Source organism: Agromyces fucosus (assembly GCF_004134865.1).
In the GTDB taxonomy this organism is placed as follows: domain Bacteria; phylum Actinomycetota; class Actinomycetes; order Actinomycetales; family Microbacteriaceae; genus Agromyces; species Agromyces fucosus.
The window spans coordinates 688,356-709,769 of the sequence record NZ_SDPO01000002.1 but is presented as its reverse complement, the minus strand read 5'-3'; the positions used below and the strand labels follow the sequence as shown (position 1 = coordinate 709,769).

Sequence of the window (21,414 nt, the reverse complement as noted above, 5' to 3'; positions counted from 1 at the left end):
GCTCAGATGACGTGCCCGTCGGGATCGAGCGGATCATTCCGGCGCATTCCCGGCTTGTGGGCGTCGAGCGGATCGTCGCTCGACAGTTGAGCATCGGGATCGCTGAGCGACGGGCCTTCGGCGCTCGGTGGTGGGAGATCGCGCAGGAGGCGCCGGCGTGCGGCGTCGTCGAGGAGTGCAGGCTCCGGTCGGTCGGGTTCGGTGCGGGCTTCGGCGATCCGCGGTCGCGGCTCACCCATGACGTGCTCCTTTCGGTGGGGGCGGAGTTGGAGGCATCCGCTCGCTTCACGGTAGGCGCAGGCCGCTCCCGCCCGACAGGGGGTTGACCCGATCGGCTCGAGCACTCAGATCGCCCACGGCCGGCGGCGCGCTCGCCCGATGTGCTCGTCTATGCGCCCGTCTCGTGGTGCGGCGTCGCGACGGGCTTCGACTCCGGCGAGCCCCGCTGCCTGAGGTAGACGGATGCCCCGACGATCGCGGCGACGGCGAGGAACTCGCTCTGCCAGTTCTGCAGGGACTCGAACCAGAATTGCGAGGTGGCGAGGTACTCGACGACTCCGACGGGTGGAAGTCCATGCTGGGCCTGCTCCTCGGAGTAGGCCTCGGCTCCGCCGACCGCGTGGAACCAGAACGAGAGTCCGAACAGCACGAAGAAGAAGATCGCGAGCGAGTTCTCGTAGAGCACGAGCCAGACGCCGCCGCGCCGCACCGGCCACGGGGTGTCGTCCGAGATCGACGTGCGGCGCGGATCGGCGTCTTGAGGCGTGTGCTCGCCGATCGGCTTGGATTCAGACGAGCCCTTCTGGAAGAGGAAGATCGTGAGCACCACGTACGCACCCATCTGCAGGAACTCCGACTCCCAGTTCTCGAACGTGGCCTCGATGAACGAACCCGAGCGGAGATACTCGCCGAAGGGAATCGACGAGGATCCGTGCGCGAGCTGCTCCTCGTTGTAGACCTGCAGGCCTGTGATCGCCATCCCGGTGAGGCAGAGGAGGAAGATCACCATGCAGACGAGGAAGAGGGCGTGGTCGTGGAACCAACGTCCAGCGTTCGAAGCCGGGGCCGGGCGCGTCTCGGCGCGTGTCTTCGTCATCTCGCCTCCTCGAAGGTGGTTCGATCGTGACCCCGTTCACATGGGGGCGGCAAGCCCTTGACAGCGTCAAGGGCTGACGGGCAGCGGATGCCGCGGCTCGCGCCGTGTCGCCGGTGCGGCGTAGCGTGGGCGGCGTGGAGCATCCCCGAGTCGTCGACCCGCGGCATCCGCTCGTCGAGCGCGTGCGCGCCGTGTGCCTCGCGCTGCCCGAGGCCGTCGAGGTCGAGGCGTGGGGCCGGCCGACGTTCCGGGCGGCGAAGCCGATCTTCGTCCACGTGAGCGCCTCGATGGACCGCCCGCTCTCGATCGTGCTGAAGACCGACCCCGACGAGCACCAGGCACTCACGCAAGACGGGCGATTCTTCGGTCCGCCCTACTACGACCGCGACCGATGGGTCGGCGTCGACCTCGACCAGCCCGACACCGACTGGCAGCTCCTCGCCGAGCTCATCGAGACGTCGTACCGCCAGGTCGCGAACCGTCGGCAGCGCACCGCGCTCGACGCGCTGCGGCCCGAGCACGCCGACGGCTGAGACCGTCGGCCGCACGGTTCGCGGCATCGAGTCCGGGCGAGGCGGCGCTCGATTGGCGAGATCTGAGCCGGTGCGTTAGAGTTACGTGGTTGCCTGATCGCGAAGGAAGCGCCAGGCGACATGACTGCGCCCGTAGCTCAACGGATAGAGCATCTGACTACGGATCAGAAGGTTGGGGGTTCGAATCCCTCCGGGCGCACACTGGTTGAGACAGTAGGAGAACGGCTCGCGAAAGCGGGCCGTTTTCGTTTTCCCGGGCGACGGCGGCCACTGTGCGCGCGCTTCATGGTGGCCCGCAGTTCGCTGGGAGTCTGCTGAGTATCGGCGTGGGTGACGTGACACAGGGGTGACGCGGCTGTCCGGCGCCGGTTAGGCTCGCCTCACATCTGATTCTGGGGGATCGAGAGTTCGGATATGAGGGGTGCGTTCGCCGGGGTCCCTCCGGAGGCGTTGAACCGGGTCCTCGTCGTGCCGACGCACGCGGTGGGTGCCGAAGCCGCCGAACGTGTGGGGCACGTTCGGCTCCGAGCCGTGCGCTCGCGACCGCTCGCCTCCCATGTGCGGCGCATCTACGCCCTGCTCATCGCCGCGGCCGTCTCGATCGTGCTCTATCGAGCACTCGATCCCCGGTTCTCCACCGGCGGTCACTCCCACGGGATCGACGTCGTCTGGGTGGTGCCGGCGCTCGCGGGCGGTGCAGCCGTCGGCGCGTGCCTCGTCGTGGCCTCGGCATCGAGCAACGCGATCGCCGCGCTCACCCGGCTCGGGCTGCCGGCATTGCGCGTCGAGTCGCGGGCGATCGCCAACGGCATGACCTGGGCGGCGATCGCGTTGCTCGCCGTGCACTTCACCTCCGAGGCATTCGACGGGTTCCCCGGCGGGCACGAGCTGTTCGGGCTCCTGCTCGGGGTCGTGTTCGGCGTCGGCACGTTCCGCCTGCACCGCGGTGCGATCGAGCACGAGGCCTACCGCACCTTCAACCTCGTCGCGATGCTCCTCGCGGCCGGCAGCCTCGCGAGCATGAGCATCACCCCCACCGGCGACTGGTGGACGCACAACTTCAGCACCCTCGGCACGTCGAACGACCTGGCCGCCGCGTGCTTCAACGTCGCGATCATCGTGTCGGGGTTCGGCATGGCGGGCCTGTCGGGGCTGCTCACCAGATCGCTCGCGCACGGACCGTTCGCACTCCGCCCCGGAGCCCGTACCGTGATGCGGTTGTTCGTCGCGCTCGTCGGCCTCAACCTCATGGGCGTCGGGCTCGTGCCGATCGACACCGACACCGACCTGCACAACGGCTTCGCCGTCGGGGCGGCCGCGGCCTTCGCCGTGCTGTGCGTCGGCATCCAGCTCTTCGCGCCGCGGATCCCGCGGTGGTTCGCCCGATTCTCGTATCTCGCGGTCGCGGTCGAGGCGGCCGCGATGGTGGCCTACGACCGGCTCGGCCTGTTCAACCTCACGGTCTTCGAGATCGTGGCCTTCACGCTCGTGTTCGCCTGGCTGATCGCGCTCGTGGTCGCGACCGTGCACGAGCACGGCGAACGGCCGGCGGATGCCGCGGCGCCCGTTCGCGGCATCCGTCGCTGCCTCTCCCGGCCGGTGAGCGCGGCGCGTCGCACGCCCGAACCGCTCGCCGTCGCGCGACTCGCCCGCGCCGAAGCGGTGGCGCGCGCGCGAACCCTCGGCGTGCCGCCCGGCGCGAGGTGCGATGGCCGGCGTCTGCGCCACGTCGTTCCCGCCCGAACCGTGCGGCTGAGCTCGGTTGCGGCGCCCGCGTGGCCGTGGCGACGGCGCCGTGGACTGCGCCGCTCGAGGCGCGTCGGCCGGGACGGTCGAGTAGAGTCGCGCCATGGCCACCGACATCGTCGAAATCGTCCGCAACGATGACCGCCACCGCTACGACCTGACATTCGGGGGCGAGCGCGCGGGCTTCGCGCAGTACCGGCTGGAAGACGGCGTGATCGTCTTCACGCACACCGTCGTGCTGCCCGAGTTCGAGGGGCGCGGCCTCGGCAGCAAGCTGGCCCGCACCGCGCTCGACGACGCCGTCGCCCGCGGTGAGCGCATCGTGCCCGAGTGCCCGTTCATCGCCGCTTACCTTCGTCGACACGAGGAGTACGAGGCATCCGTCGACTGGCCCTGATCGCGGCCGCCGACGTGCCCGCGCGGGCGTGAGAGCCGCGCGTGGAAGCGTTCTCACCCCCCAATCGGGGCAGTATCCACCGGTCGATCGGGCGGATACGATTCGAGCAGACCCGAGTCGACCCCTGTGCCGACCTGCTCGTGCTGACCCCCGCGAGTAGAGCGACGGAGCATGCTCCGTTCGCCGGGACAAGCTCGCCGGGCTCAGTTCGGGTCGCTCGGCGGGAGGTCTCCCCGGAGACCGCGGTGGGGTGGGAGGTAGGGTTCCCGCCCCACCGTCACCCGCCGCGCCGTTCAGGCCTGCGCCTCGGGATGCTTCGAGCGTCGCGCGGCGGCCTTCCAGGTGAAGTCCACGGCGACCGCGAGTACGATGATGCCGACGAGGGCGAGTGCCGTCGTCGGTTCGTCGACGAGCGTCGTGGTGCAGAAGATGATGAACGTGCCGAGCGTCGCCACCAGAGCGATGACGAGCATGATGATGCTCGCGCCCGTCTCGCGGTACAGCCGGAAATGGGCGACCGTGACGGCGGAGAACACGAGCAGGGCGACCGCGCTGCCGATCGAGGCGATCTTGTTCAGATCGAATCCGATCACGAGCACGCTCGCGAGTACCGCCATGACGACGAGCCCGACCGGGAAGCGCCCGACCGAGCGGCTGAACATCGGCGGGAATTGCCCGACGGAGGCGAGGTGCTGCGTCATGCCGATGGATGGGTAGAGGCCCGCGTTAACCGCACCCGTCGTCGAGAAGAGCGCCGTGATCACCATGAGCACGTACCCGGCCTGGCCGAGCGACGGCTTCGCGGCCTCGGCGAGTGCCGTCGTGCCGTATTCCACCACCTGGTCGGCGGTGAGCGTGCCGAAGACGCCGATCGAGACGGCGATGTAGATCGTCGTCGCGATGGCGAGTGCCATGTAGATGGCTTTCGGGAGCTGTCGGGCAGGATTCGGAAGGTCCTTCGCGGTGAAGGTGATCACACCGAACCCGAGGAAGGCGAAGAAGGTGAGGGCGACGCTCGCCACGATCTCCTTCGCGGCGGGGTAGCCGGCGGGCGCGAGCAGGGCGAGGTCGATGTTCGCGATCGTGACGGCCGCGAACACGACGAGGATGCCGAGGACGACGATCACGATGACCGACTGCACACGGGCGACGGCGGTGGCGCCGACCGTGTTCAGCACCGACATCACGACGATCAGCGCCACCGCGAGCACCTTGCCCCACGTCTCATCCCCGCCCGCGACGACCGAACTCGCGTATCCGCCGAACGAGGTGGCGATCATCGCGACCACGATGGACCCGGCCGTGAAGAAGAGCCAGGAACCGATACCCGTGAGGTGGCCCTCGCCGAGACCTCGAGAGAGGTAGGTCAGGATGCCGCCGCCCGACGGGTACTTCGCCCCGAGCTTCGCGAAGGAGTAGCCCTGGAGCCCGGCGATGATGCCGGCGATGAGGAACGACACCCAGACGGCCGAACCGGCGACCGCTCCCGCCGCGCCGAGCAGCGCGAAGATGCCGGCGCCGACCATGGAGCCGACCCCGATGAAGGTCGCCTGGAGCACGGTCATTCGCTTCTCGGACTGCGGAACGGACACGCGCACCTCGCCTTCGCGGCGCCCGGCTGCCGAACGACGGCCGGGCGGTTCGATCAGGACCGTTCTGCTGCTGCGAGTCCCTGGATGAAGAGGGTCTGCGCGGCGATCATCCGCTCGATCTCACCGGGGTCGACCGACTCGTCGGATGCGTGGATGCGCGACTGCGCTGTGTCCTCCGCTCCCCAGAGCACGATCGCCGAGTCCGGGGCGACCTTCTGGAGGGATGCCACGAGGGGGATCGACGCACCGCTGCCGATCGACTCGACGGGTGCGCCGTACGCCGCCTCGAGGGCGGCCTCCGCAGCGACGATCGCGGGATGCGAGGCGTCGACGGCGAACGGATGTCCCGTCTTCACCTTCTCGACCTCGACCTCGCAGTTCCACGGGCGCTGGGCGCGCAGGTGCGCCATGAGGGCGTCGAGCTGCGCGTCGGCGTCGGCGCCGGGGACGATGCGCATCGAGAGCTTCGCCGTCACCGACGGCAGCAGCACGTTCGACGCCTCTGCCGTGTTCGGCAGGTCCATGCCGAGCACCGTCACCGAGGGCTTCGCCCAGATGCGGTCGGAGAGCGAACCGGTGCCGAGGTAGTCGACCCCGGGCAGCACCGCCGACCCTTCTCGATAGACGTCCTCCTCCATGTCGGCACCGCTCCAGTGCCCGCTGTCGACGCCGGGGATGACGGTGTCGCCGTGCTCGTCGTGGAGCGTGTCGAGGATCCGGATCATCGCCGTCATGGCGTCGGGCGCCGCGCCGCCGAACATGCCCGAGTGCACGGGGTTGCCGAGCGTGCGCACGGTCACCGTGCACGCGACATCCCCTCGGAGCGCGGTCGTGAGACCCGGCCGCCCCACACGCTGCGGGCCGATGTCGGCGATGACGTACGCGTCGGCGGCGAAGAGCTCGGGGTTCGCCTCGACGAACGCCTCGAGGTGGGAGATCGTCTCCTCCTCGCCCTCGACGAGGATCTTCAGGTTGCAGGGGCGGTCGGCGCCGAGGAGCTTCAGGGTGCCGTAGTGGATGACGAGGCCCGACTTGTCGTCGGCGGCTCCGCGCCCGTACATGCGACCGTCGTCCTTCGTTACCGGCTCGAAGGGATCGGTCGACCAGCCCTGGCTCTCGGCAGCGGGCTGCACGTCGTAGTGGGCGTAGAGCAGCACGGTCGGCGAGCCCTCGGGACCCGGGAGGTCGGCGTAGACGCACGGATAGCCGTCGGGCACGTCGAGCAGCTTCACGCCGGTGGCCCCAGCCGCCTCGAAGAGCTCGACGACGGCCGCTCCCATGCGGTGCACGGGCTCGGGGTCGAACCCGGGGAAGGCGACGGATGGGATGCGCACGAGCGTCTCGAGACGGTCGAGCACCTCGGGCATCAACTGCGCGGCGGCGGACTTCACGTCTGCGGCGTCGGTCATGGGTTCCTCCTCGGCTGGATGGTGCGGATGCTTCGGGCGCGTCGTGATCGCGCGGTGATCGGGCGTGCTGGGTCAGGCGGGCACGACGAGCTGGATCAGGAGGCCGGCCCCGACGACGGCGACCCACGACACGAGCATCGGGATGGTGAACGAGTGCCACACGGGCACCTGCGTCAACTTCGTCGAGCCTGTCAGGTCGGTCTCGACGGCGGCGATCTGCGAGCCGTTGGCCGGGAACAGCCAGACGCCGATGAGCGATGGCCACATCGCCGTGATGATGCCGGGCGCCAGGCCGGCGGCGAGGGCGATCGGGATCATCGTGTTCGTCGTCGCCGACTGGCTCGTCGTGAGGCCGCAGACGATGAACAGCGCGACGGCGAGGAGCAGCGGGTTCGCCTCGATCATCGCGCCGAGCGGCTCGATGATCGTCTCCTCGTTGGCGGAGATGAAGGTGTCGGCCATCCAGGCGATGCCGAACAGCGCCACCGCGGCGACGAATCCGGCCCGCAGCAGCGGCTGCTCGACCACGAGCGACGGCTTGACCTTGCGCACGAGGATGATGACGAGGGCCACCGAGAACATCACCATTTCGATGATGGTCGACATGCCCAGCGGCACGAGCTCCCCTGACTCGTCGGGGAACGCGGGACGCAGGCCCGGGAAGAGGCCGAGCAGCACGATGAGCAGCGTGCCGGTGACGAAGATGTACGCGGCGGTCGCGCCACCCGGGGGTACGGGGTGCTCGATGCGCGCGGGCGGGACGTCGGCCGGGGCGACCGGACCGCCGGTCCCGGTGGCCGTCGCCGTCGCGGTGCCGCCGGCCGTCACCGGGGTACCGCCGCCGACCTTGGCCTCGTAGCGGGCCTTCAGCGCAGCGGGCACCTCGACGGTGCCGTCGGCGACGCGCTTCAGGTACACCGGGTCGTCGAGCAGGTCCTTGCCCACGCGCTGCTGCACGAGCGAGGTGACGATGCAGGCCACGATCGCCGCCGGCACCGTGATGAGGAGGATCTGCGGCAGTCCGTAGCCGGTGCCGTCCATGAGCACGAGGTAGGCGGCCATGGCCGCCGACACCGGGCTGGCGGTGATGCCGAGGCCCGAGGTGACGGTCGACGCGGCGAGGGCCCGCTCGGGGCGCTGTCCGTTGCGGTACGCCGTCTCGTAGATCACGGGGATCAGGGCGAAGAAGATGTTCGAGGTGCCCGAGAGCACGGTGAAGACGAACGCAACGAGCGGTGCGACGTAGGTGAGCCGCTTCGGATTGCGCTGGATGATCTTCGACGCGATCGCCACGAGGTAGTCGATGCCGCCGGCCGCCTGCATCGCCGACGACGCCGTGATCACCGCGATGATGATGAAGAAGGCATCGATCGGGATGGCGCCCGGCGGCAGTTGGAAGACGAACACGAGGATCACCGTGCCGACGACGCCCCAGAGGCCCAGGCCGATGCCGCCAGTGCGGACGCCGAGCACGATCGCGCCGATGACGACGCAGGCTTGCAGTATGACGAGCACGATGTCCATGACGTCCCCCCAGGAACTCAGCCAGAACCACTCTTTAGGCTGAGAGTAGTGCCCGGGGGAACCGCACGTCTACGTCGGGTTTTTCGCGCTTCCTCGCGGCTCCGAACGCGTCAGGACTGGTCGAGTTCGGGGCGCAGCCGGTTGCAGAGATCGGCGAGCGTGCGGAGCTCGTCTTCGGACAGGCTGTCGCCGAACTGGCGGTTGATGGCGTCCATGTGGGTGATCGCGACACGGCGGAAGAGATCGAACCCCTCGTCGGTGATCGCGACGATCGTGCCGCGGCCGTCTCGGGGGTCGGGCAGCTTCGCGACGAGCCCGCGGGTCGTCAGCCGGTCGACGAGACGGCTCACGCTCGGCTGGGTGATGAGCACGTTCTGGTTCAGGTCCTTGAGGCGCAGGCGTCGACCGGGCGCGCGTGTGATGTTGAAGAGGACGTCGTACTCGTTGAGCGAGATGACGTCGCTCGGGAACTCGGCCGCGAGGGCGCGCATGATCGAGACCTGCGCGCGGAACAGCGATTCCCAAGCAGCCACCGTGATCGCGCGATCTGCCATGCGGGGTCCTTCCGATTGTGGGCTGATCCCACAATAGGGAACCTCGGGAGGAATCGGTTGAGGGCCGGTCGTGGAGGCTGACGGTGCGGGGGCGCTGCCCCTCGGCTCACCGTCTGGAATCGGTTGAGGGCCGGTCGTAGAGGCTGACGACCGGCCCTCTCCCTTGCACCAAGAGTGTCCTGCAATCACATTCCACGTCGCTTGCCACAGCAAACAAGCGGCGCAGTTCCGAATATATAACGGATCGGTAACAGGCGCTAGTTATCGTTCCGTTATTTTTCGAAGCGGCCGATTCCGGCCCTCCGGCGCGCGCCGGAGGGGCCTCAGTACAGGTCGGGGGAGGGCGTCGAGGCCTGGCGGATCGAGACATCCGCGTGACGGTCGAAGCGGTAGCCGACGCCGCGAACCGTGCGCACGATGTCCTGGTAGTGGGCGAGCTTCGAGCGCAGGCGACGCACGTGCACGTCGATGGTGCGCTCGCTCGGAGCCTCGTCATCGGCGTCCCAGAGGTTGTCGATGAGCTCGTGGCGGTCGATCGTGCGGCCCTCGCGGAGCACGAGGTACTGCAGCAGTTCGAACTCCTTGTAGGTGAGGCCCGCAGCCTCGCCGTCGAGGAGGACGCGCTTGCGCGAGATGTCGATGATGACGCCGTTGGGGTGACGATCGGTGTCGTCGCGGACGCCCTGGCCTTCGCGCTGCTTGGCGAGCGCCGAGGGGTCCTGCAGGGCGAGGCGCACGACGTCGACGTCGCGGCCGCCGGCGCCCTCCGGCGCGAGTGCGACCGCGGCGTACGTCTCGGCGGAGGGCGAGACCTCGGCCGTCAACGCGCGCAGTGCCTCGACGATGCGGTGGAGGGTGGTGCCGTCTGCGAGCGCCTTGGCCTCGTCGATGCCGACGTAGAGCACGAAGCCGCGTGCTTCGGTGCCCTCGGGCACGGCGCGGACACGGGGGCTGCGGCCGGCGGCCGCCTCGGCGGAGGAAGCCGCGGCGATGGCCGGCTCGGCGACGTCAGCGGGCACGGAGCGGAGCGGGGCGGACACATGCGTCGGTGCTGCGGCGAGCGACGGTGCGGTGCGGGCCTGGACGGTGCGGATGGGAGCGGGTGCGAATGCGAGAGACATGACGGAGAATCCTTGCGTGAAGGGTGCAGCGACGGACCCCTGGAGTCGGGGTCTGAGCGAATGGCCGGACGGCCGGGCGAACCCCCGGATGCGGTGGGTTCAGAGGAGTCGGCGTCGATCTGGATGCGGATCGGCTGCGGAACTCGGCGGTGGGGTCGCGGTCAGCGGCACATTCGACAACACATGGCTGCACGTGCCGGCATCATCATGCCGGTCGTCCTGAGAACGCCGTGGGCGGTCAGGTTGCGTGCGGTGTCTGTCATGAGCGTCAGTCAAACCGATCGTCGAGCATGTGTCAATTCGTGACCATCACGTGACGGGGTGTGACATCGCACGCGGTGCGCGATGCCGAGAGGCAACCGGCAGGATCAGTCAGCCCGACCCGAAGCGCGCAAGATTCTGCGACGAATAGGCAGTTTCAGAAATCTTCCGCGTCGGAAACTCGCCCCGGCGTGTCGAGGCTCGAAGATCCTTCGGTGAAGGTGATTCGTGGCGCTGCTTATACCGTGCCGTACAGCCGGTCGCCTGCATCGCCGAGGCCGGGCACGATGTACCCGAGCTCGTTGAGTCGCTCGTCGACGGCGCCGAGCACGATGGTCACCTCGCCGCGGCCTTCCATGGCCGCCTCGACGGCTGCGAGCCCCTCGGGCGCCGCGAGGATGCAGATCGCCGTGACATCCGTCGCGCCGCGCTTCAGCAGGAACTCGATCGCCGCGATGAGCGAGCCGCCCGTCGCGAGCATCGGGTCGAGCACGAAGCACTGGCGGTCGGAGAGGTCGTCGGGCAGCCGCTCGGCATAGGTGGTGGGTTCGAGCGTCTCCTCGTTGCGCGCCATGCCGAGGAATCCGACCTCGGCGGTCGGCACGAGCTTCACCATGCCCTCGAGCATGCCGAGGCCCGCGCGAAGGATCGGGACGATGAGCGGCTTCGGGTCGGCGATGCGCACGCCCGTGGTGGGGGCCACCGGGGTCACGATGTCGACCGGCTCGACCCGCACGCCGCGCGTGCCCTCGTAGGCGAGAAGCGTCATGAGCTCTTCGACGAGCGAGCGGAACACCGGCGACGGCGTCTTCACGTCGCGGAGCACCGTCAGCTTGTGGGTGATGAGTGGGTGGTCGGCAACGTGGACTCGCATAGGCTCGAGTCTAGTTCGGGAGGGTCGAGCGCGGAGGGGGAGAACGTGGAGCTGCCGCAGCACCGGGAGTGGATGCGCCTCGCGCTCGCCGAGGCCGCCCAGGCGCCCGCGACGCGTGATGTGCCGGTCGGCGCGATCGTCGTCGATGGCGCTGGACGGGTCATCGCCGCGCGCCGGAACGAACGCGAGCTGCACGGCGATCCGACCGCCCATGCCGAGCTCCTGGCGCTTCGCTCGGCGGCCGAGGTCACGGGTGACTGGCGGCTCACCGACTGCACCCTCGTGGTCACGCTGGAGCCCTGCGTCATGTGCGCCGGAGCGATCCTGGCCGCACGGATCCCGACCGTCGTGTTCGGCGCCTGGGACGAGAAGGCCGGTGCCGCCGGCTCGCTCTACGACGTGCTGCGTGATCGCCGGCTCAACCACCGGGTCGAGGTGTACGCCGGTGTCGAAGCGGATGCCGCGGCGCGACTGCTGCTCGAGTTCTTCGAGGACCCGCTCAGGCGCTCGTGAGCCCCGCCGAGAGCCGGCGGAAGTTGTGGACGGCCCGCTCCGCCGGCGACCCGGGTCCTACCTCGGGGTCGTCGGTCTCGGCCCAGGCCTCGAGCGCGATGCGGATCGCGTCGGTCGCCGCTGCGGCGACGAGACGTGCGGTGGGCTCGTCGACCGTCGGCCCGCCGAGCTCGAGGATGACGCCCCGAAGCTTCGTCTCGGACTCCCGGTTGACGCGGTACCAGACGTTCATGAGGGCGGGGTCGTCGACGCCCGCGCGCAGGAGGCCACGCGTCCAGCTCACGCCTTCGAGGTCGTCGCCCGGTGGGGTGAGCGCCTCGGCGATCGCGCGCTCGATCGCGATGAGCGGGTCGACGGATCGATCGGATGCCGCGAGCAGCGCCCGCCAGTGGTCGGCGCCGACGGTGAGGAGCGGGGCGACGGCGTCCTCCTTCGTCCGGAAGTAGCGGTAGAAGGTGCGGAGCGCGACACCCCCTGCCGCGGCGATCTCCTCGGCGGTCGTCGCGTCGGGGCCGCGGTCGGTGAACAGCCGGGCGGCGGCACGGGCGAGCTCGAGCTGGGTCGCGGCCTTGCGGCGTTCGGTCAGCGTCGGAGGTCTCTCATCCACGTTCGAAGCGTACGCGATGCCGCGCGATCGGTGGCGTTCGTCGCCACACTGGCACAACGTGTCAAGGTGGCGTAACGTGTAACACAACTTCCCGAACCCCGAAAGGTCACCAGTCATGAACCGTTACGAAGGACGCCGCGCGATCGTCACAGGCGGAGGCTCCGGCATCGGCCAGGCCACCGTGCTGCGCATGCTCTCCGAGGGCGGCGTCGTCGTCGCCGCCGACGTGAGCGAGGCTGGTCTCGCCGACACCGTGGCGAAGGCCGGCGACGCCGCCGACCGTCTCACGACCGTCGTCGTGAACATCTCCGACGAGGCATCCGTTCGTGATGGCGTCGCCGCTGCGGTCGCCGCACTCGGAGGACTCGACGTGCTCGTCAACGCCGCCGGCATCCTGCGCTCCTCGCACACCCACGAGACGACCCTCGAGCAGTTCCAGCAGGTCATCAACGTGAACCTCGTCGGCACGTTCCTCATGATCCGCGAGTCGATCCCCGCGCTCCTCGAGGGCGACGGGCCGGCGGTCGTGAACTTCAGCTCGACGTCGGCGGCGTTCGCGCACCCCTACATGTCGGCCTACGCGGCCAGCAAGGGCGGCGTGCAGTCGATGACCCACGCACTCGCCGCGGAGTACGGCAAGCAGGGCATCCGCTTCAACTCCGTGCAGCCCGGCTCGATCTCCTCGGGCATGACCGACGGCAGCGGTGAGAGCAAGCAGAGCCAGGGCCCCGGCCTGCCCGCCGATGCCGACTTCAGCCTCTTCATGAAGCTCACCCCGGCGATCGCGCAGGGCATGGCGAGCCCCGAGACTGTCGCCGGCGTCGTCGCGATGCTCGCGAGCGACGATGGTGCATTCATCACCGGCACCGAGGTGCGCATCGACGGCGGCACGCACTTCTAGCCGTCACTGCAGCAACACACAGGGCGCCGTCCGGGTTCATCCCCGGGCGGCGCCCTCTCCGCTGTGTGCATGCCAATGCCCTGCAGGTGCACCGCGTCGGAGATCTGCGCCGAATCGGATAGATTCGGCGCACGACACCGATCTGCTGCAGATCTCCGAAGTCACGGCGGAGACGTGCGGCGTGGAGGCGCGGCGCGGACGCCGAGACGACGCGGTACCTCGACCGGCCGGGCGCGAGACTACGCGGCGCGAGCGTTGCGCGCCGCGAGCCTCTCGAGGTACTCGCCGAGCAGTCGAGCGGATGCCGCCTCCGCGACCGGCCCGAACGACGCGCGCTCCTCGCGCAGCTGCTCGCGGCTGAGGCCGTACTCGGGCAGTTCGTCGCCCCACTCCCGCAGCCAGTCCTCGTGGATCTCGTCGGTGACCTCGGGATGGAACTGCACCGCGAGCAGCCACTCGCCCTTCGCGAACGCCTGGTTCTCGTAGGCACCCGAGGAGGCGAGCCGTTCGACGCCCTCGGGCAGTTCGAAGGTGTCGCCGTGCCACTGCACCGTCGGAACCCCGGCGAAGTGCCGCACCGGCGAGCTCGCGCCGGCCTCGGTCGGCTCGACCGTCAGCCAGCCGACCTCCTTCTTCGGGCCCTTGAAGACCTCGGCGCCGAGCGACTTCGCGAGCAGCTGCGCGCCGAGGCAGACGCCGAAGATCGGCGCCTCCGCCTCGATGCGCGTGCGGAGCAGCGCGATCTCGTCGGACAGGTACGGATAGCGGTCGGTCTCATAGGCTCCCTCGTCGCCGCCGAGCACGACGACGAGGTCGGGTGCCAGGGCGTCGAGCGCCGAGACATCCGTCGACGGGGCGTCGACCGTGACGATCTCGTAGCCGTGCGCCTCGAGCGTGGGTCCGAGGTTGCCGAGGCCGATCGCGGAGTCGTGGCGCAGCACCAGGGCGGTGCGGGCGACTCGCGTCACTCGAGGCCCTTGATGACGATGGCGTCGGTGGGCGGGGCCGGGTGGTTCGGCTCGACGTAGACGTCGGGCTCGATGTAGATGGCCCGTGCCGACGGCACCGCGTCGCGGATGCGCTGCTCGATGGCGTTCGTCGCCGCCGACACCTCGAGCAGGCGCTGGTCGGCGGTGAAGCCGAGCTTGGCGGCGATGAGCAGCTCGTCGGGGCCGAGGTAGAGGGTCTTCATGTGGATGATGCGCTCGGCCTCGGGGCCGGCGAGGATCGCCTGCTCGATGCGCTCGAGGTCGTCGTCGTTGGCGCCCTCGCCGACGAGCAGCGACTTCGTCTCGATGCCGAGCACGATCGCCACGAGCACGAGGAGGGTACCGATCATGAGCGTGCCGATCGCGTCGAACGTCGGGTTGCCGGTGATGACCGTGAGTCCGACGGCGAGGAACGCGAAGACCAGGCCGATGAGGGCCGCGACGTCTTCGAGCAGCACGACGGGCAGCTCGGGCGCCTTCGCCCGGCGCACGAACTGCACCCACGTCTGGCGGCCGCGGATGTGGTTCGACTCCTTGACCGCCGTGCGCAGCGAGAACGACTCGAGCACGATCGCGATCGAGAGCACGAGCAGCGGCAGCCACGCGTTCTCGAGCTCGTGCGGGTGGGTCAGCTTGTCGATGCCCTCGTAGATCGAGAAGATGCCCCCGACCGAGAACAGGATGATCGAGACGACGAAGGCGTACACGTAGCGCTCGCGGCCGTAGCCGAACGGGTGCTCCTTGTCGGCGGCCTTCTTCGCCTTGCGACCGCCGAGGATGAGGAGCAGCTGGTTGCCGGCGTCGGCGACCGAGTGCACGCCCTCGGCGAGCATCGATGCCGAGCCCGAGAAGAACCACGCGATGAACTTCGTCAGGGCGATGCCCGTGTTCGCGAGGAACGCCGCGATGATTGCCTTGGTGCCGCCCGATGCGCTCATGAAGAAATCCTAAAGGTGGATGATTGGCTGAGTTCGCGTCGAGCCCGATGCGCTCATGAAGCAATCCTAAACGGGCGTGCCGGGGCGATTCGTCTACGCGAAGCCACAGCATCCGGCCCCGAATCTAGGATGGTCGCATGAGTGCCGAGGCCCCCGTCAGACTGCCCGCGATCGCGTTCCTGGGGGCCGGCTCGATGGCCCGTGCCATCCTCACCGGCCTGTTGCAGCCGGGCATCGAGGTAGAGGGCGGCATCCGCGCGACGAACCGCAGCGCCGAGAAAGCGGCCGAGCTCACGGCGCTTCCGGGAGTCGTCGCCTATGCCACCGAGACGGATGCCGCGGCGAACCGCACGGCCGTCGCCGGCGCGAAGCTCGTGGTCGTCGCCGTGAAGCCCGCGATGGTGCCAGCCCTCCTCGAGGAGATCGCCGATGCGCTGGAGCCCGGGACGATCGTCGTGAGCGTTGCGGCCGGGGTCACCGTGGCGACGTTCGAGTCGCTGCTGCCCGAGTCGGTCGCGGTGATCCGCTCGATGCCGAACACGCCCGCGGTCGTCGGCCGCGCCGTCACGGGCGTCTCGGCCGGCACCCGGTCGAGCGACGACGACCTCGCGCTCGCCGTCGCGCTCTTCGAGACCGTCGGCGAGGTGCTCGTCGTGCCCGAGGCGCAGATCGACGCCCTCTCGACGATCTCGGGCTCGGGCCCGGCCTACGTCTTCTACCTCATCGAGCAGCTCACCGCGGCGGCGGTCGACAAGGGCTTCACGCCCGAGCAGGCGGCCGTCATGGTCGAGGGCACGTTCCGCGGTGCGAGCGAGCTGCTCGCGGCATCGGACGACGGCCCCGCCGAGCTGCGTCGACGCGTCACGAGCCCGAAGGGCACCACCGAGCGCGCCGTGGCCGTGCTCGAGGAGGCGGGCTTCAAGCAGGCCTTCGACCGCGCCACCGATGCGGCGCTCGCCCGCGCGAGGGAGCTGGCCGCCGGCGCATGAGCGGCGGCGTGATTCCGAAGCCCCTCTCGTTCGAGCAGCGCGACGGCGAGTTCGCGGTCGACGATGACACGGTCATCAGGGCGTCGGATGCCGCGGCTCCCGCAGCCCGCCGGCTGCAGGCCGACCTGGCGGCGGCGACGGGCCTCACGCTGCCGATCACCCCCTCCGCACCGGCTGGTGGGCGCGAAGGCGCCGGCGCCGCGATCGAGCTGGACGTCGACCCCGAACTGCCTCGCGAGGGCTACCGGCTCGAGATCGCGCCCGACGGCGTACGTCTCGCGGGCGGCTCCACCGCGGGGCTCTTCCACGGCGGCATCGCGTTCCGGCAGCTGCTCGGCCCCGACGCGTTCCGGCGGGCGGCGCTGCCGGGGCGGCAGTGGCGCGCCGCGGCATCCGTCACCGTCGACGCCCCGCGTTTTGCATGGCGGGGCTTCATGCTCGACGTCGCCCGCGGCTTCCGGCCGAAGCACGAGGTGCTGCGGCTCATCGACCTGCTCGCCCTGCACCGGGTCAACGTGCTGCAATTGCACCTGACCGACGACCAGGGCTGGCGCATGGAGATCCACCGCTACCCGCGCCTGACCGAGGTCGGTGCGTGGCGGCCCGAGTCGCAGCTCGGCCACGGGCCGGACTCGACCCTCGACGGCCGCCCCGTCGGCGGCTTCTACACGCACGACGACCTGCGCGAGATCGTCGCCTACGCGGCAGAGCGGCACATCGAGGTCGTGCCCGAGATCGAGACCCCCGGGCACGTGCGGGCGGCGCTCGCCGCCTACCCCGAACTCGGTGTCACGGGCGGGCCCTACGAGGTGTGGCCGCGGTACGGCATCAACGACGACGTGCTGAACGCCGAGGAGTCGACGGTCGAGTTCTTCCGCAACGTGCTCGACGAGGTCATGGCGGTGTTCCCGTCGACCTACATCGCCGTCGGCGGCGACGAGGCGCGCAAGGTGCAGTGGGCGAATGACTCACGCACGCAGAAGCTCATGGCGTCGCGCGGGCTCGAGACGCCGAACGAGTTGCAGGCGTGGTTCATCCGGCAGCTCGACGCGCACCTCACGGCCGCCGGTCGGCGACTCTACGGATGGGACGAGGTGCTCGAAGGTCCGCTCGGCCCCGGTGCGACGATCGCGTCGTGGCGCGGCCTTCGCGGGGCCGAGGTCGCGGTGGCGCGCGGCCACGACGTCGTGCTCTGCCCCGACGACTTCGCCTACCTCGACTATCGGCAGTCGGACTCGGCCGAGGAGCCGATCCCGGTCGGCACGGTGCAGTCATTGCGCGACGTCTACGAGTTCGAGCCGCTCCCGGAGGATGCCTCCGAGCCGATGCGCCGCCATGTGCTCGGGGTGCAGGCGAACGCCTGGAGCGAGCACATGGACACGGCGTCGAGGGTCGACTACATGGTCTTCCCGCGACTCGCCGCGTTCGCCGAGGTTGCCTGGAGCGCGCCGGGCAAGCGCTGGGCGGACTTCGAGGCGCGCCTCGACGCGCAGCTCGCGATCTACGGCGCGATGGGCGTGGCGTACCGACCTCTCGCCGGGCCGCATCCGTGGCAGCAGCGTCCCGGAGTGCCGGGTGCGCCCCGTGCCAAGGCCGACCGGCAGGCCGAACTCGCGGCGCTCACCGCCGACCTGCACGAGTGACGCACCCGGGCGCAGGGAGTGCCTGCGCCCGGGTGCGTGATCGCGTGATCGCTCGCGCGAGGTGGTGCATGCCGCTACAGCGCGGCGTGCGCCTTGCCGGAGCGCGCCCTGACGAGCATCTTCGTGAGCCGCACGCTCGCCGCGATCACCAGGGCGGCGCACACGGCGCCGATGCCCATGGTGACGCCGGCCATCAGTGCGTCGGGGTGCTCACGGGTGAGCGTCGGGTGCGTCGCGAGTTCGTTCTCGAAACCGGCGGCGAAGCCGATCATGAACAACCAGGTCGCGACGATCATCGTCGCGAGGAATGGTGGGATTCTCCTCATGTCACCTCCTTCGGCGTGACCTGCCAGTATAGTCCACGCCTCTGGAAATGCCTGAACCGGGCCGGTTTCTCGAGCTCAGGCCCGCTCGAGCAGCACCATGACCTCGAAGTGCGTCGTCTGCGGGAACATGTCGAACACCCTCCCGCGCACCGGCCGCAACGACGGCATCGCCTCGAGGTCGCGAGCGAGCGAGGCCGCGTTGCAGCTCGAGTACAGCACGTGGCGAACAGCGGATGCCTCGAGCCATCCGCTCAGCTCCCGGCCGATGCCCCGTCGAGGCGGGTTCACGATCACGAGATCGGGAGCAGCGTCCGCCCCCAGGGCGAAGGCGGTGGCGTCGCCGGCTTCGAACCGCACGCGTGAGAGCGCGGCATCCGTTCGGCTCAGCTCGGCGCTCGCGACGGCCTCGACGCTCGTCTCGATGCCGGTGACGGATGCCGCGGCATCCGCGATGTGCAGGGCGAAGCCGCCGACGCCCGAGTAGAGGTCCCAGGCCGAATCGGGCGCGAGGGCACGCACCCAGTCGCGCGCCTCGACGTAGAGCGCCTCGGCGATCTCGGTGTTCGTCTGGAAGAAGCTCTGCGGGCGCAGGTGCATCGTCACGTCGCCGAGGCGCATCGGCAGCGTCGAGGCCTCGGTGAAGACGATCTCGTGCTCGCCCTCGAGCACGGCCTTGTGCTCGGGCAGCACGTTCGCGGTGACGACGCGGGCGTTCGGGAGCTCGGCCAGAAGCCACGGCAGGTGCTTGCGGATGCGTCCGACCGGCTCGGTCGAGCGCACGACGAAGCGGATCATGAGCTCGCCGTCGGGCGACTCGGTGAGGATCAGGTGCTTGAGCTCGCCCGTGCGGCTCGGCACGTCGTAGGGCGTGAGGCCGGCGCGCGTGATGAATGCCGCGATCACGGGGAACGCCGCCCGGTGGCCGGGAGAGCAGATGCCGCACGCCTCTAGGTCGATGCCGTGGCCGTCGGCGTCGAGGATGCCGATCGTCGGCGCGTCCGTCGTGCCGCCGATCACCATCTTCGCCTTGTTGCGGTAGCCGCCTTCGCGGCTGCCGATCGGGGCCAGCCAGTCGAGGCCCGTGTGTGCGCGCAGGAGGTCTTCGGCGTGCCGCTGCTTGTCGGCGAGCTGCCGCTCGTAGGGCTGCCCCATGAGCGAGCACGAGGTGCAGCGCCCGGCGTCGAAGTAGGAGCAGTCCACGGGTTCCAGCGTAGGCGCGGATACGGTGGTCGGGTGAGCGCCGCCGACGACCGCCCCCGCATCCCCGGAGATCTCGTGCGGGTTCGCGCGACGAAGTGGCTCGGGCAGCCCCACTGGGAGTTCGACGGGCGCTGGCTCGGGGCCGACGAGCACGGCGACTGGGTCGGGTTCCCGGCCGGCACGCGGTTCGCGCGGCCGGGGCACGGTTTCACCGCGACGTGGGACTCGGTGTCGCTCTTCCCGCGCGCGGGCTGGGCGGCAGGGTTCAACGCGGGGCATCCGCGCGGGCTCGGCATCTACGTCGACCTCGCGACGGTTCCCGAGTGGCGAGCGGATGCGTCGGGGGCCTGGACGGTCTCGTACGTCGACCTCGATCTCGACGTCGTCGAACGTGCGGGCGCACCGGCGTTCATCGACGACGAAGACGAGTTCGCCGAGCATGCGGTGGAGTTCGGGTATCCGGACGAGTTGGTGGCACGGGTGCGCGCCGATGCCGAGGCGGTGCTCGGGGCGGTGCGGCGACGCGAGGCGCCGTTCGACGGGGCGACGGCGAGGGAGTGGCTCGGGCGTCTGGGTCGCCTCGAGCGGCTCGGCTGACGTCATGCAGTCACCCTTTGCGCCCGTCGGACACCCGTCGCTTCATTCGAACATATCTTCGATTTCGTGACCGATTTCCGCTAGACTCAGACCATGCCCGAAGCGAGCGCAGCACTCTCCGACCTGAGAGTGGCGTGCGAGCTCACCGACGAGACCTGGGCGGGCGCGCTGCTGCGGCCATCGACCGATTCGGTCGCCGATGTGGTCGCGATGAGCGGCGACGGGCTGGTTCGCGTGACCGAGTCGCTGGCCGAATTGGCGCGTCGTGTGCAGGCACTGCAGGCGAAGTGCGCTGCCGAGATCGCGAGTCGATCGCGCTCGGGTGGTGAAGACGATGTCGCTCGCCGCCACGGCTACTCCTCGGCCGAGCGACTGATCGCATCGGTCACCGGTGGCCGGTTCAGCGATGCCGCGAAGCTCGTGACGGTGGGCGAGGCGACCGCGCCGCGGGCATCGTTCACCGGCGAGGCGCTGCCGCCGCGGCATCCGCATCTGGCTGCCGGCCTCGAGTCGGGCTCACTGTGCGTCGACGCGGCCGAGACGATTCGCCGATTCCTCGACGGGGTGGCGCTCCGAGCCGATCGGCAGCAGGTGAGCGAAGCCGAAATGCTCTTAGTCGAGCGGGCGCCGATCGTCGGGGTCGATGGGCTCACTCGGCTGATCAAGCACCTGCAGGCTCGCCTCGATCCAGACGGCGTGAAGCCGCGCGAAGACGAGCTGCGTTCACAGCGCGGGCTGCGCATCTGGGAGGATCGCGCCGGCATGATCCAGCTGCAGGGCGCGTTCGACCCGGTGAACGGTGCGCCGATCAAGCTCGCGGTCGAGGCGCTCGTCGGTGCAGAGCTGCACCGGGCACGCGATGCGAAGCGTGGCTTCGGCGCGTCGGTCGTTGAGGGCCAGGCGGGTGACGGCGGCCAGCCTCAGGTCGGCGAGCCTCACGCGATCGGCGAGCCCGATGACCTCTTCGACGAACGGCGCACGATCGCGCAGATGAACGCCGACGCCCTCGCCGACATCGCGCGGCTCTCACTCGGGGCCAAGCAGGCGCCCGCGGCGCTCCGGCAGGTCACGGTGGTGGCGCGCATCGACGCCGAGTCGCTCGTCGGCGGTCACGGCCATGCCACGATCGACGGCATCGACCAGCCCGTCTCGGTCGCGACGGCACGCGAGCTGGCGATGTCAGCGGGCATCAGCCCGCTCCTGCTCGACCACCGGTCCGAGCCGCTCGAACTCGGCCGCGCCGCCCGACTCTTCACCGCCGCGCAGAAGCTCGCACTCGTCGAGCGCGATGGCGGTTGCGCATGGCCGGCGTGCAATCGGCCGCCGTCGCACACGCAAGCGCACCACATCAAGTGGTGGAAGCGTCATCGGGGTCGAACCGATATCGGCAATGGCATCATGCTGTGCTCGCATCATCATCACCGCGTCCATGACGACGGGTGGGTCATCACCGTGCGCGACGCGCAGACGTGGTTCACTCCACCGGTGCATCTCGATCCGCAGCAGCGGCCGCGCCCCGGCAACCGGCGGCGACATCCGACGGGCTGGGCCGAGGAGGGCGGTGGCCGAGGTACGCCGGTCGCACGGGTCGCGGCGGCCTGAGC

At 69.8% G+C, this 21,414-nt stretch carries 22 protein-coding genes and 1 tRNA gene; 10 read left to right on the top strand and 13 right to left on the bottom strand.

Annotation, left to right across the window (positions count from 1 at the left end; translation table 11 throughout):
• Window positions 1–2 precede the first annotated feature (2 nt).
• A complete protein-coding gene (locus tag ESP57_RS09045; protein ID WP_129231294.1) occupies window positions 3–239 on the bottom strand; it encodes a hypothetical protein in 237 nt (78 codons plus the stop codon).
• A gap of 149 nt (window positions 240–388) precedes the next feature.
• Window positions 389–1,096 carry a DUF6766 family protein gene (locus tag ESP57_RS09040; protein WP_207904514.1) on the bottom strand — a complete coding sequence of 236 codons (708 nt, stop codon included), beginning with the start codon at window positions 1,094–1,096 and terminating at the stop codon, window positions 389–391.
• Window positions 1,097–1,230: 134 nt separating this feature from the next.
• Between ESP57_RS09040 and ESP57_RS09035 the strand changes: the two genes are divergently transcribed.
• From ESP57_RS09035 to ESP57_RS09020, 4 genes are all read left to right on the top strand, one after another.
• Window positions 1,231–1,629 (top strand): MmcQ/YjbR family DNA-binding protein, encoded by a 399-nt coding sequence (locus tag ESP57_RS09035; protein WP_129231293.1) that lies wholly within the window; start codon window positions 1,231–1,233, stop codon window positions 1,627–1,629.
• Window positions 1,630–1,755: 126 nt separating this feature from the next.
• Window positions 1,756–1,828: transfer RNA gene (locus tag ESP57_RS09030), tRNA-Arg, on the top strand.
• Between the two features lie 215 nt (window positions 1,829–2,043).
• The gene (locus tag ESP57_RS09025; RefSeq protein WP_129231292.1) at window positions 2,044–3,516 is read left to right on the top strand and encodes a DUF998 domain-containing protein; all 1,473 of its coding nucleotides are present in this window, start codon (window positions 2,044–2,046) and stop codon (window positions 3,514–3,516) included.
• The gene (locus tag ESP57_RS09020; RefSeq protein ID WP_056006193.1) at window positions 3,479–3,772 is read left to right on the top strand and encodes a GNAT family N-acetyltransferase; all 294 of its coding nucleotides are present in this window, start codon (window positions 3,479–3,481) and stop codon (window positions 3,770–3,772) included. Before ESP57_RS09025 ends, ESP57_RS09020 begins: the two co-directional genes overlap by 38 nt.
• Before the next feature lie 293 nt (window positions 3,773–4,065).
• Here the strand turns inward: ESP57_RS09020 and ESP57_RS09015 are convergent, their stop codons facing one another.
• The 6 genes from ESP57_RS09015 to upp form a co-directional block, all read right to left on the bottom strand.
• The gene (locus ESP57_RS09015) at window positions 4,066–5,337 is read right to left on the bottom strand and encodes an APC family permease (protein ID WP_056006190.1); all 1,272 of its coding nucleotides are present in this window, start codon (window positions 5,335–5,337) and stop codon (window positions 4,066–4,068) included.
• An 80-nt stretch (window positions 5,338–5,417) separates the two neighbouring features.
• Window positions 5,418–6,773, bottom strand: a complete 1,356-nt coding sequence (locus tag ESP57_RS09010) for a M20/M25/M40 family metallo-hydrolase (protein ID WP_056006188.1) — start codon at window positions 6,771–6,773, stop codon at window positions 5,418–5,420.
• A 72-nt stretch (window positions 6,774–6,845) separates the two neighbouring features.
• Window positions 6,846–8,297 (bottom strand): SLC13 family permease, encoded by a 1,452-nt coding sequence (locus ESP57_RS09005; protein WP_129231291.1) that lies wholly within the window; start codon window positions 8,295–8,297, stop codon window positions 6,846–6,848.
• Between the two features lie 110 nt (window positions 8,298–8,407).
• Window positions 8,408–8,851 (bottom strand): MarR family winged helix-turn-helix transcriptional regulator, encoded by a 444-nt coding sequence (locus ESP57_RS09000; RefSeq protein ID WP_056006182.1) that lies wholly within the window; start codon window positions 8,849–8,851, stop codon window positions 8,408–8,410.
• A gap of 323 nt (window positions 8,852–9,174) precedes the next feature.
• Entirely contained in the window at window positions 9,175–9,972 is a 798-nt protein-coding gene (locus ESP57_RS08995) for a winged helix-turn-helix domain-containing protein (protein WP_129231290.1), read from the bottom strand.
• Window positions 9,973–10,471: 499 nt separating this feature from the next.
• The gene (gene upp, locus ESP57_RS08990) at window positions 10,472–11,107 is read right to left on the bottom strand and encodes a uracil phosphoribosyltransferase (RefSeq protein WP_056006176.1); all 636 of its coding nucleotides are present in this window, start codon (window positions 11,105–11,107) and stop codon (window positions 10,472–10,474) included.
• Between the two features lie 45 nt (window positions 11,108–11,152).
• Here upp and tadA point away from each other — a divergent pair, with 45 nt between their 5' ends.
• The gene (tadA, locus tag ESP57_RS08985) at window positions 11,153–11,620 is read left to right on the top strand and encodes a tRNA adenosine(34) deaminase TadA (protein ID WP_268753181.1); all 468 of its coding nucleotides are present in this window, start codon (window positions 11,153–11,155) and stop codon (window positions 11,618–11,620) included.
• Here the strand turns inward: tadA and ESP57_RS08980 are convergent.
• Window positions 11,607–12,227: a TetR family transcriptional regulator gene (locus ESP57_RS08980; protein WP_056006173.1), complete on the bottom strand. Its 621-nt coding sequence runs from the start codon at window positions 12,225–12,227 to the stop codon at window positions 11,607–11,609. The genes tadA and ESP57_RS08980 overlap by 14 nt on opposite strands.
• Before the next feature lie 115 nt (window positions 12,228–12,342).
• Here ESP57_RS08980 and ESP57_RS08975 point away from each other — a divergent pair, with 115 nt between their 5' ends.
• Window positions 12,343–13,128: an SDR family NAD(P)-dependent oxidoreductase gene (locus tag ESP57_RS08975; protein ID WP_056006170.1), complete on the top strand. Its 786-nt coding sequence runs from the start codon at window positions 12,343–12,345 to the stop codon at window positions 13,126–13,128.
• Between the two features lie 239 nt (window positions 13,129–13,367).
• On the opposite strand, the gene ESP57_RS08970 is transcribed toward ESP57_RS08975, so the two are convergent.
• Complete coding sequence (locus ESP57_RS08970) at window positions 13,368–14,096, bottom strand: glutamine amidotransferase (protein ID WP_129231289.1); 729 nt, start codon at window positions 14,094–14,096, stop codon at window positions 13,368–13,370.
• Window positions 14,093–15,055 carry a cation diffusion facilitator family transporter gene (locus ESP57_RS08965; RefSeq protein WP_129231288.1) on the bottom strand — a complete coding sequence of 321 codons (963 nt, stop codon included), beginning with the start codon at window positions 15,053–15,055 and terminating at the stop codon, window positions 14,093–14,095. The genes ESP57_RS08970 and ESP57_RS08965 overlap by 4 nt, the downstream gene beginning before the upstream one ends.
• A 137-nt stretch (window positions 15,056–15,192) precedes the next feature.
• Here ESP57_RS08965 and proC point away from each other — a divergent pair, with 137 nt between their 5' ends.
• Together proC and ESP57_RS08955 are read left to right on the top strand one after the other, a co-directional pair.
• Window positions 15,193–16,044 (top strand): pyrroline-5-carboxylate reductase, encoded by an 852-nt coding sequence (gene proC, locus ESP57_RS08960; protein ID WP_129231287.1) that lies wholly within the window; start codon window positions 15,193–15,195, stop codon window positions 16,042–16,044.
• 8 nt (window positions 16,045–16,052) lie between these two features.
• Window positions 16,053–17,687, top strand: coding sequence for a beta-N-acetylhexosaminidase (locus tag ESP57_RS08955; protein WP_243648465.1), 1,635 nt, complete (start codon window positions 16,053–16,055; stop codon window positions 17,685–17,687).
• A 74-nt stretch (window positions 17,688–17,761) separates the two neighbouring features.
• On the opposite strand, the gene ESP57_RS08950 is transcribed toward ESP57_RS08955, so the two are convergent.
• A complete protein-coding gene (locus tag ESP57_RS08950) occupies window positions 17,762–18,013 on the bottom strand; it encodes a hypothetical protein (protein WP_129231285.1) in 252 nt (83 codons plus the stop codon).
• Window positions 18,014–18,088: 75 nt separating this feature from the next.
• Window positions 18,089–19,213 carry a 23S rRNA (uracil(747)-C(5))-methyltransferase RlmC gene (rlmC, locus tag ESP57_RS08945; RefSeq protein WP_129231284.1) on the bottom strand — a complete coding sequence of 375 codons (1,125 nt, stop codon included), beginning with the start codon at window positions 19,211–19,213 and terminating at the stop codon, window positions 18,089–18,091.
• A gap of 33 nt (window positions 19,214–19,246) precedes the next feature.
• Between rlmC and ESP57_RS08940 the strand changes: the two genes are divergently transcribed.
• Window positions 19,247–19,810 carry a DUF402 domain-containing protein gene (locus tag ESP57_RS08940; protein ID WP_165877425.1) on the top strand — a complete coding sequence of 188 codons (564 nt, stop codon included), beginning with the start codon at window positions 19,247–19,249 and terminating at the stop codon, window positions 19,808–19,810.
• A gap of 93 nt (window positions 19,811–19,903) precedes the next feature.
• Entirely contained in the window at window positions 19,904–21,412 is a 1,509-nt protein-coding gene (locus ESP57_RS08935) for an HNH endonuclease signature motif containing protein (RefSeq protein ID WP_129231282.1), read from the top strand.
• Window positions 21,413–21,414 lie beyond the last annotated feature (2 nt).

Excerpts from the sequence above, each read along its gene's own strand:
- ESP57_RS09045 (WP_129231294.1), bottom strand. The coding sequence starts at position 239 with ATGGGTGAGCCGCGACCGCGGATCGCCGAAGCCCGCACCGAACCCGAC.
- ESP57_RS09040 (WP_207904514.1), bottom strand. The coding sequence starts at position 1,096 with ATGACGAAGACACGCGCCGAGACGCGCCCGGCCCCGGCTTCGAACGCT.
- ESP57_RS09025 (WP_129231292.1), top strand. The coding sequence starts at position 2,044 with ATGAGGGGTGCGTTCGCCGGGGTCCCTCCGGAGGCGTTGAACCGGGTC.
- ESP57_RS09020 (WP_056006193.1), top strand. The coding sequence starts at position 3,479 with ATGGCCACCGACATCGTCGAAATCGTCCGCAACGATGACCGCCACCGC.
- ESP57_RS09015 (WP_056006190.1), bottom strand. The coding sequence starts at position 5,337 with ATGACCGTGCTCCAGGCGACCTTCATCGGGGTCGGCTCCATGGTCGGC.
- ESP57_RS09010 (WP_056006188.1), bottom strand. The coding sequence starts at position 6,773 with ATGACCGACGCCGCAGACGTGAAGTCCGCCGCCGCGCAGTTGATGCCC.
- ESP57_RS09005 (WP_129231291.1), bottom strand. The coding sequence starts at position 8,297 with ATGGACATCGTGCTCGTCATACTGCAAGCCTGCGTCGTCATCGGCGCG.
- ESP57_RS09000 (WP_056006182.1), bottom strand. The coding sequence starts at position 8,851 with ATGGCAGATCGCGCGATCACGGTGGCTGCTTGGGAATCGCTGTTCCGC.
- ESP57_RS08995 (WP_129231290.1), bottom strand. The coding sequence starts at position 9,972 with ATGTCTCTCGCATTCGCACCCGCTCCCATCCGCACCGTCCAGGCCCGC.
- upp (WP_056006176.1), bottom strand. The coding sequence starts at position 11,107 with ATGCGAGTCCACGTTGCCGACCACCCACTCATCACCCACAAGCTGACG.
- ESP57_RS08975 (WP_056006170.1), top strand. The coding sequence starts at position 12,343 with ATGAACCGTTACGAAGGACGCCGCGCGATCGTCACAGGCGGAGGCTCC.
- ESP57_RS08965 (WP_129231288.1), bottom strand. The coding sequence starts at position 15,055 with ATGAGCGCATCGGGCGGCACCAAGGCAATCATCGCGGCGTTCCTCGCG.
- proC (WP_129231287.1), top strand. The coding sequence starts at position 15,193 with ATGAGTGCCGAGGCCCCCGTCAGACTGCCCGCGATCGCGTTCCTGGGG.
- ESP57_RS08950 (WP_129231285.1), bottom strand. The coding sequence starts at position 18,013 with ATGAGGAGAATCCCACCATTCCTCGCGACGATGATCGTCGCGACCTGG.
- ESP57_RS08935 (WP_129231282.1), top strand. The coding sequence starts at position 19,904 with ATGCCCGAAGCGAGCGCAGCACTCTCCGACCTGAGAGTGGCGTGCGAG.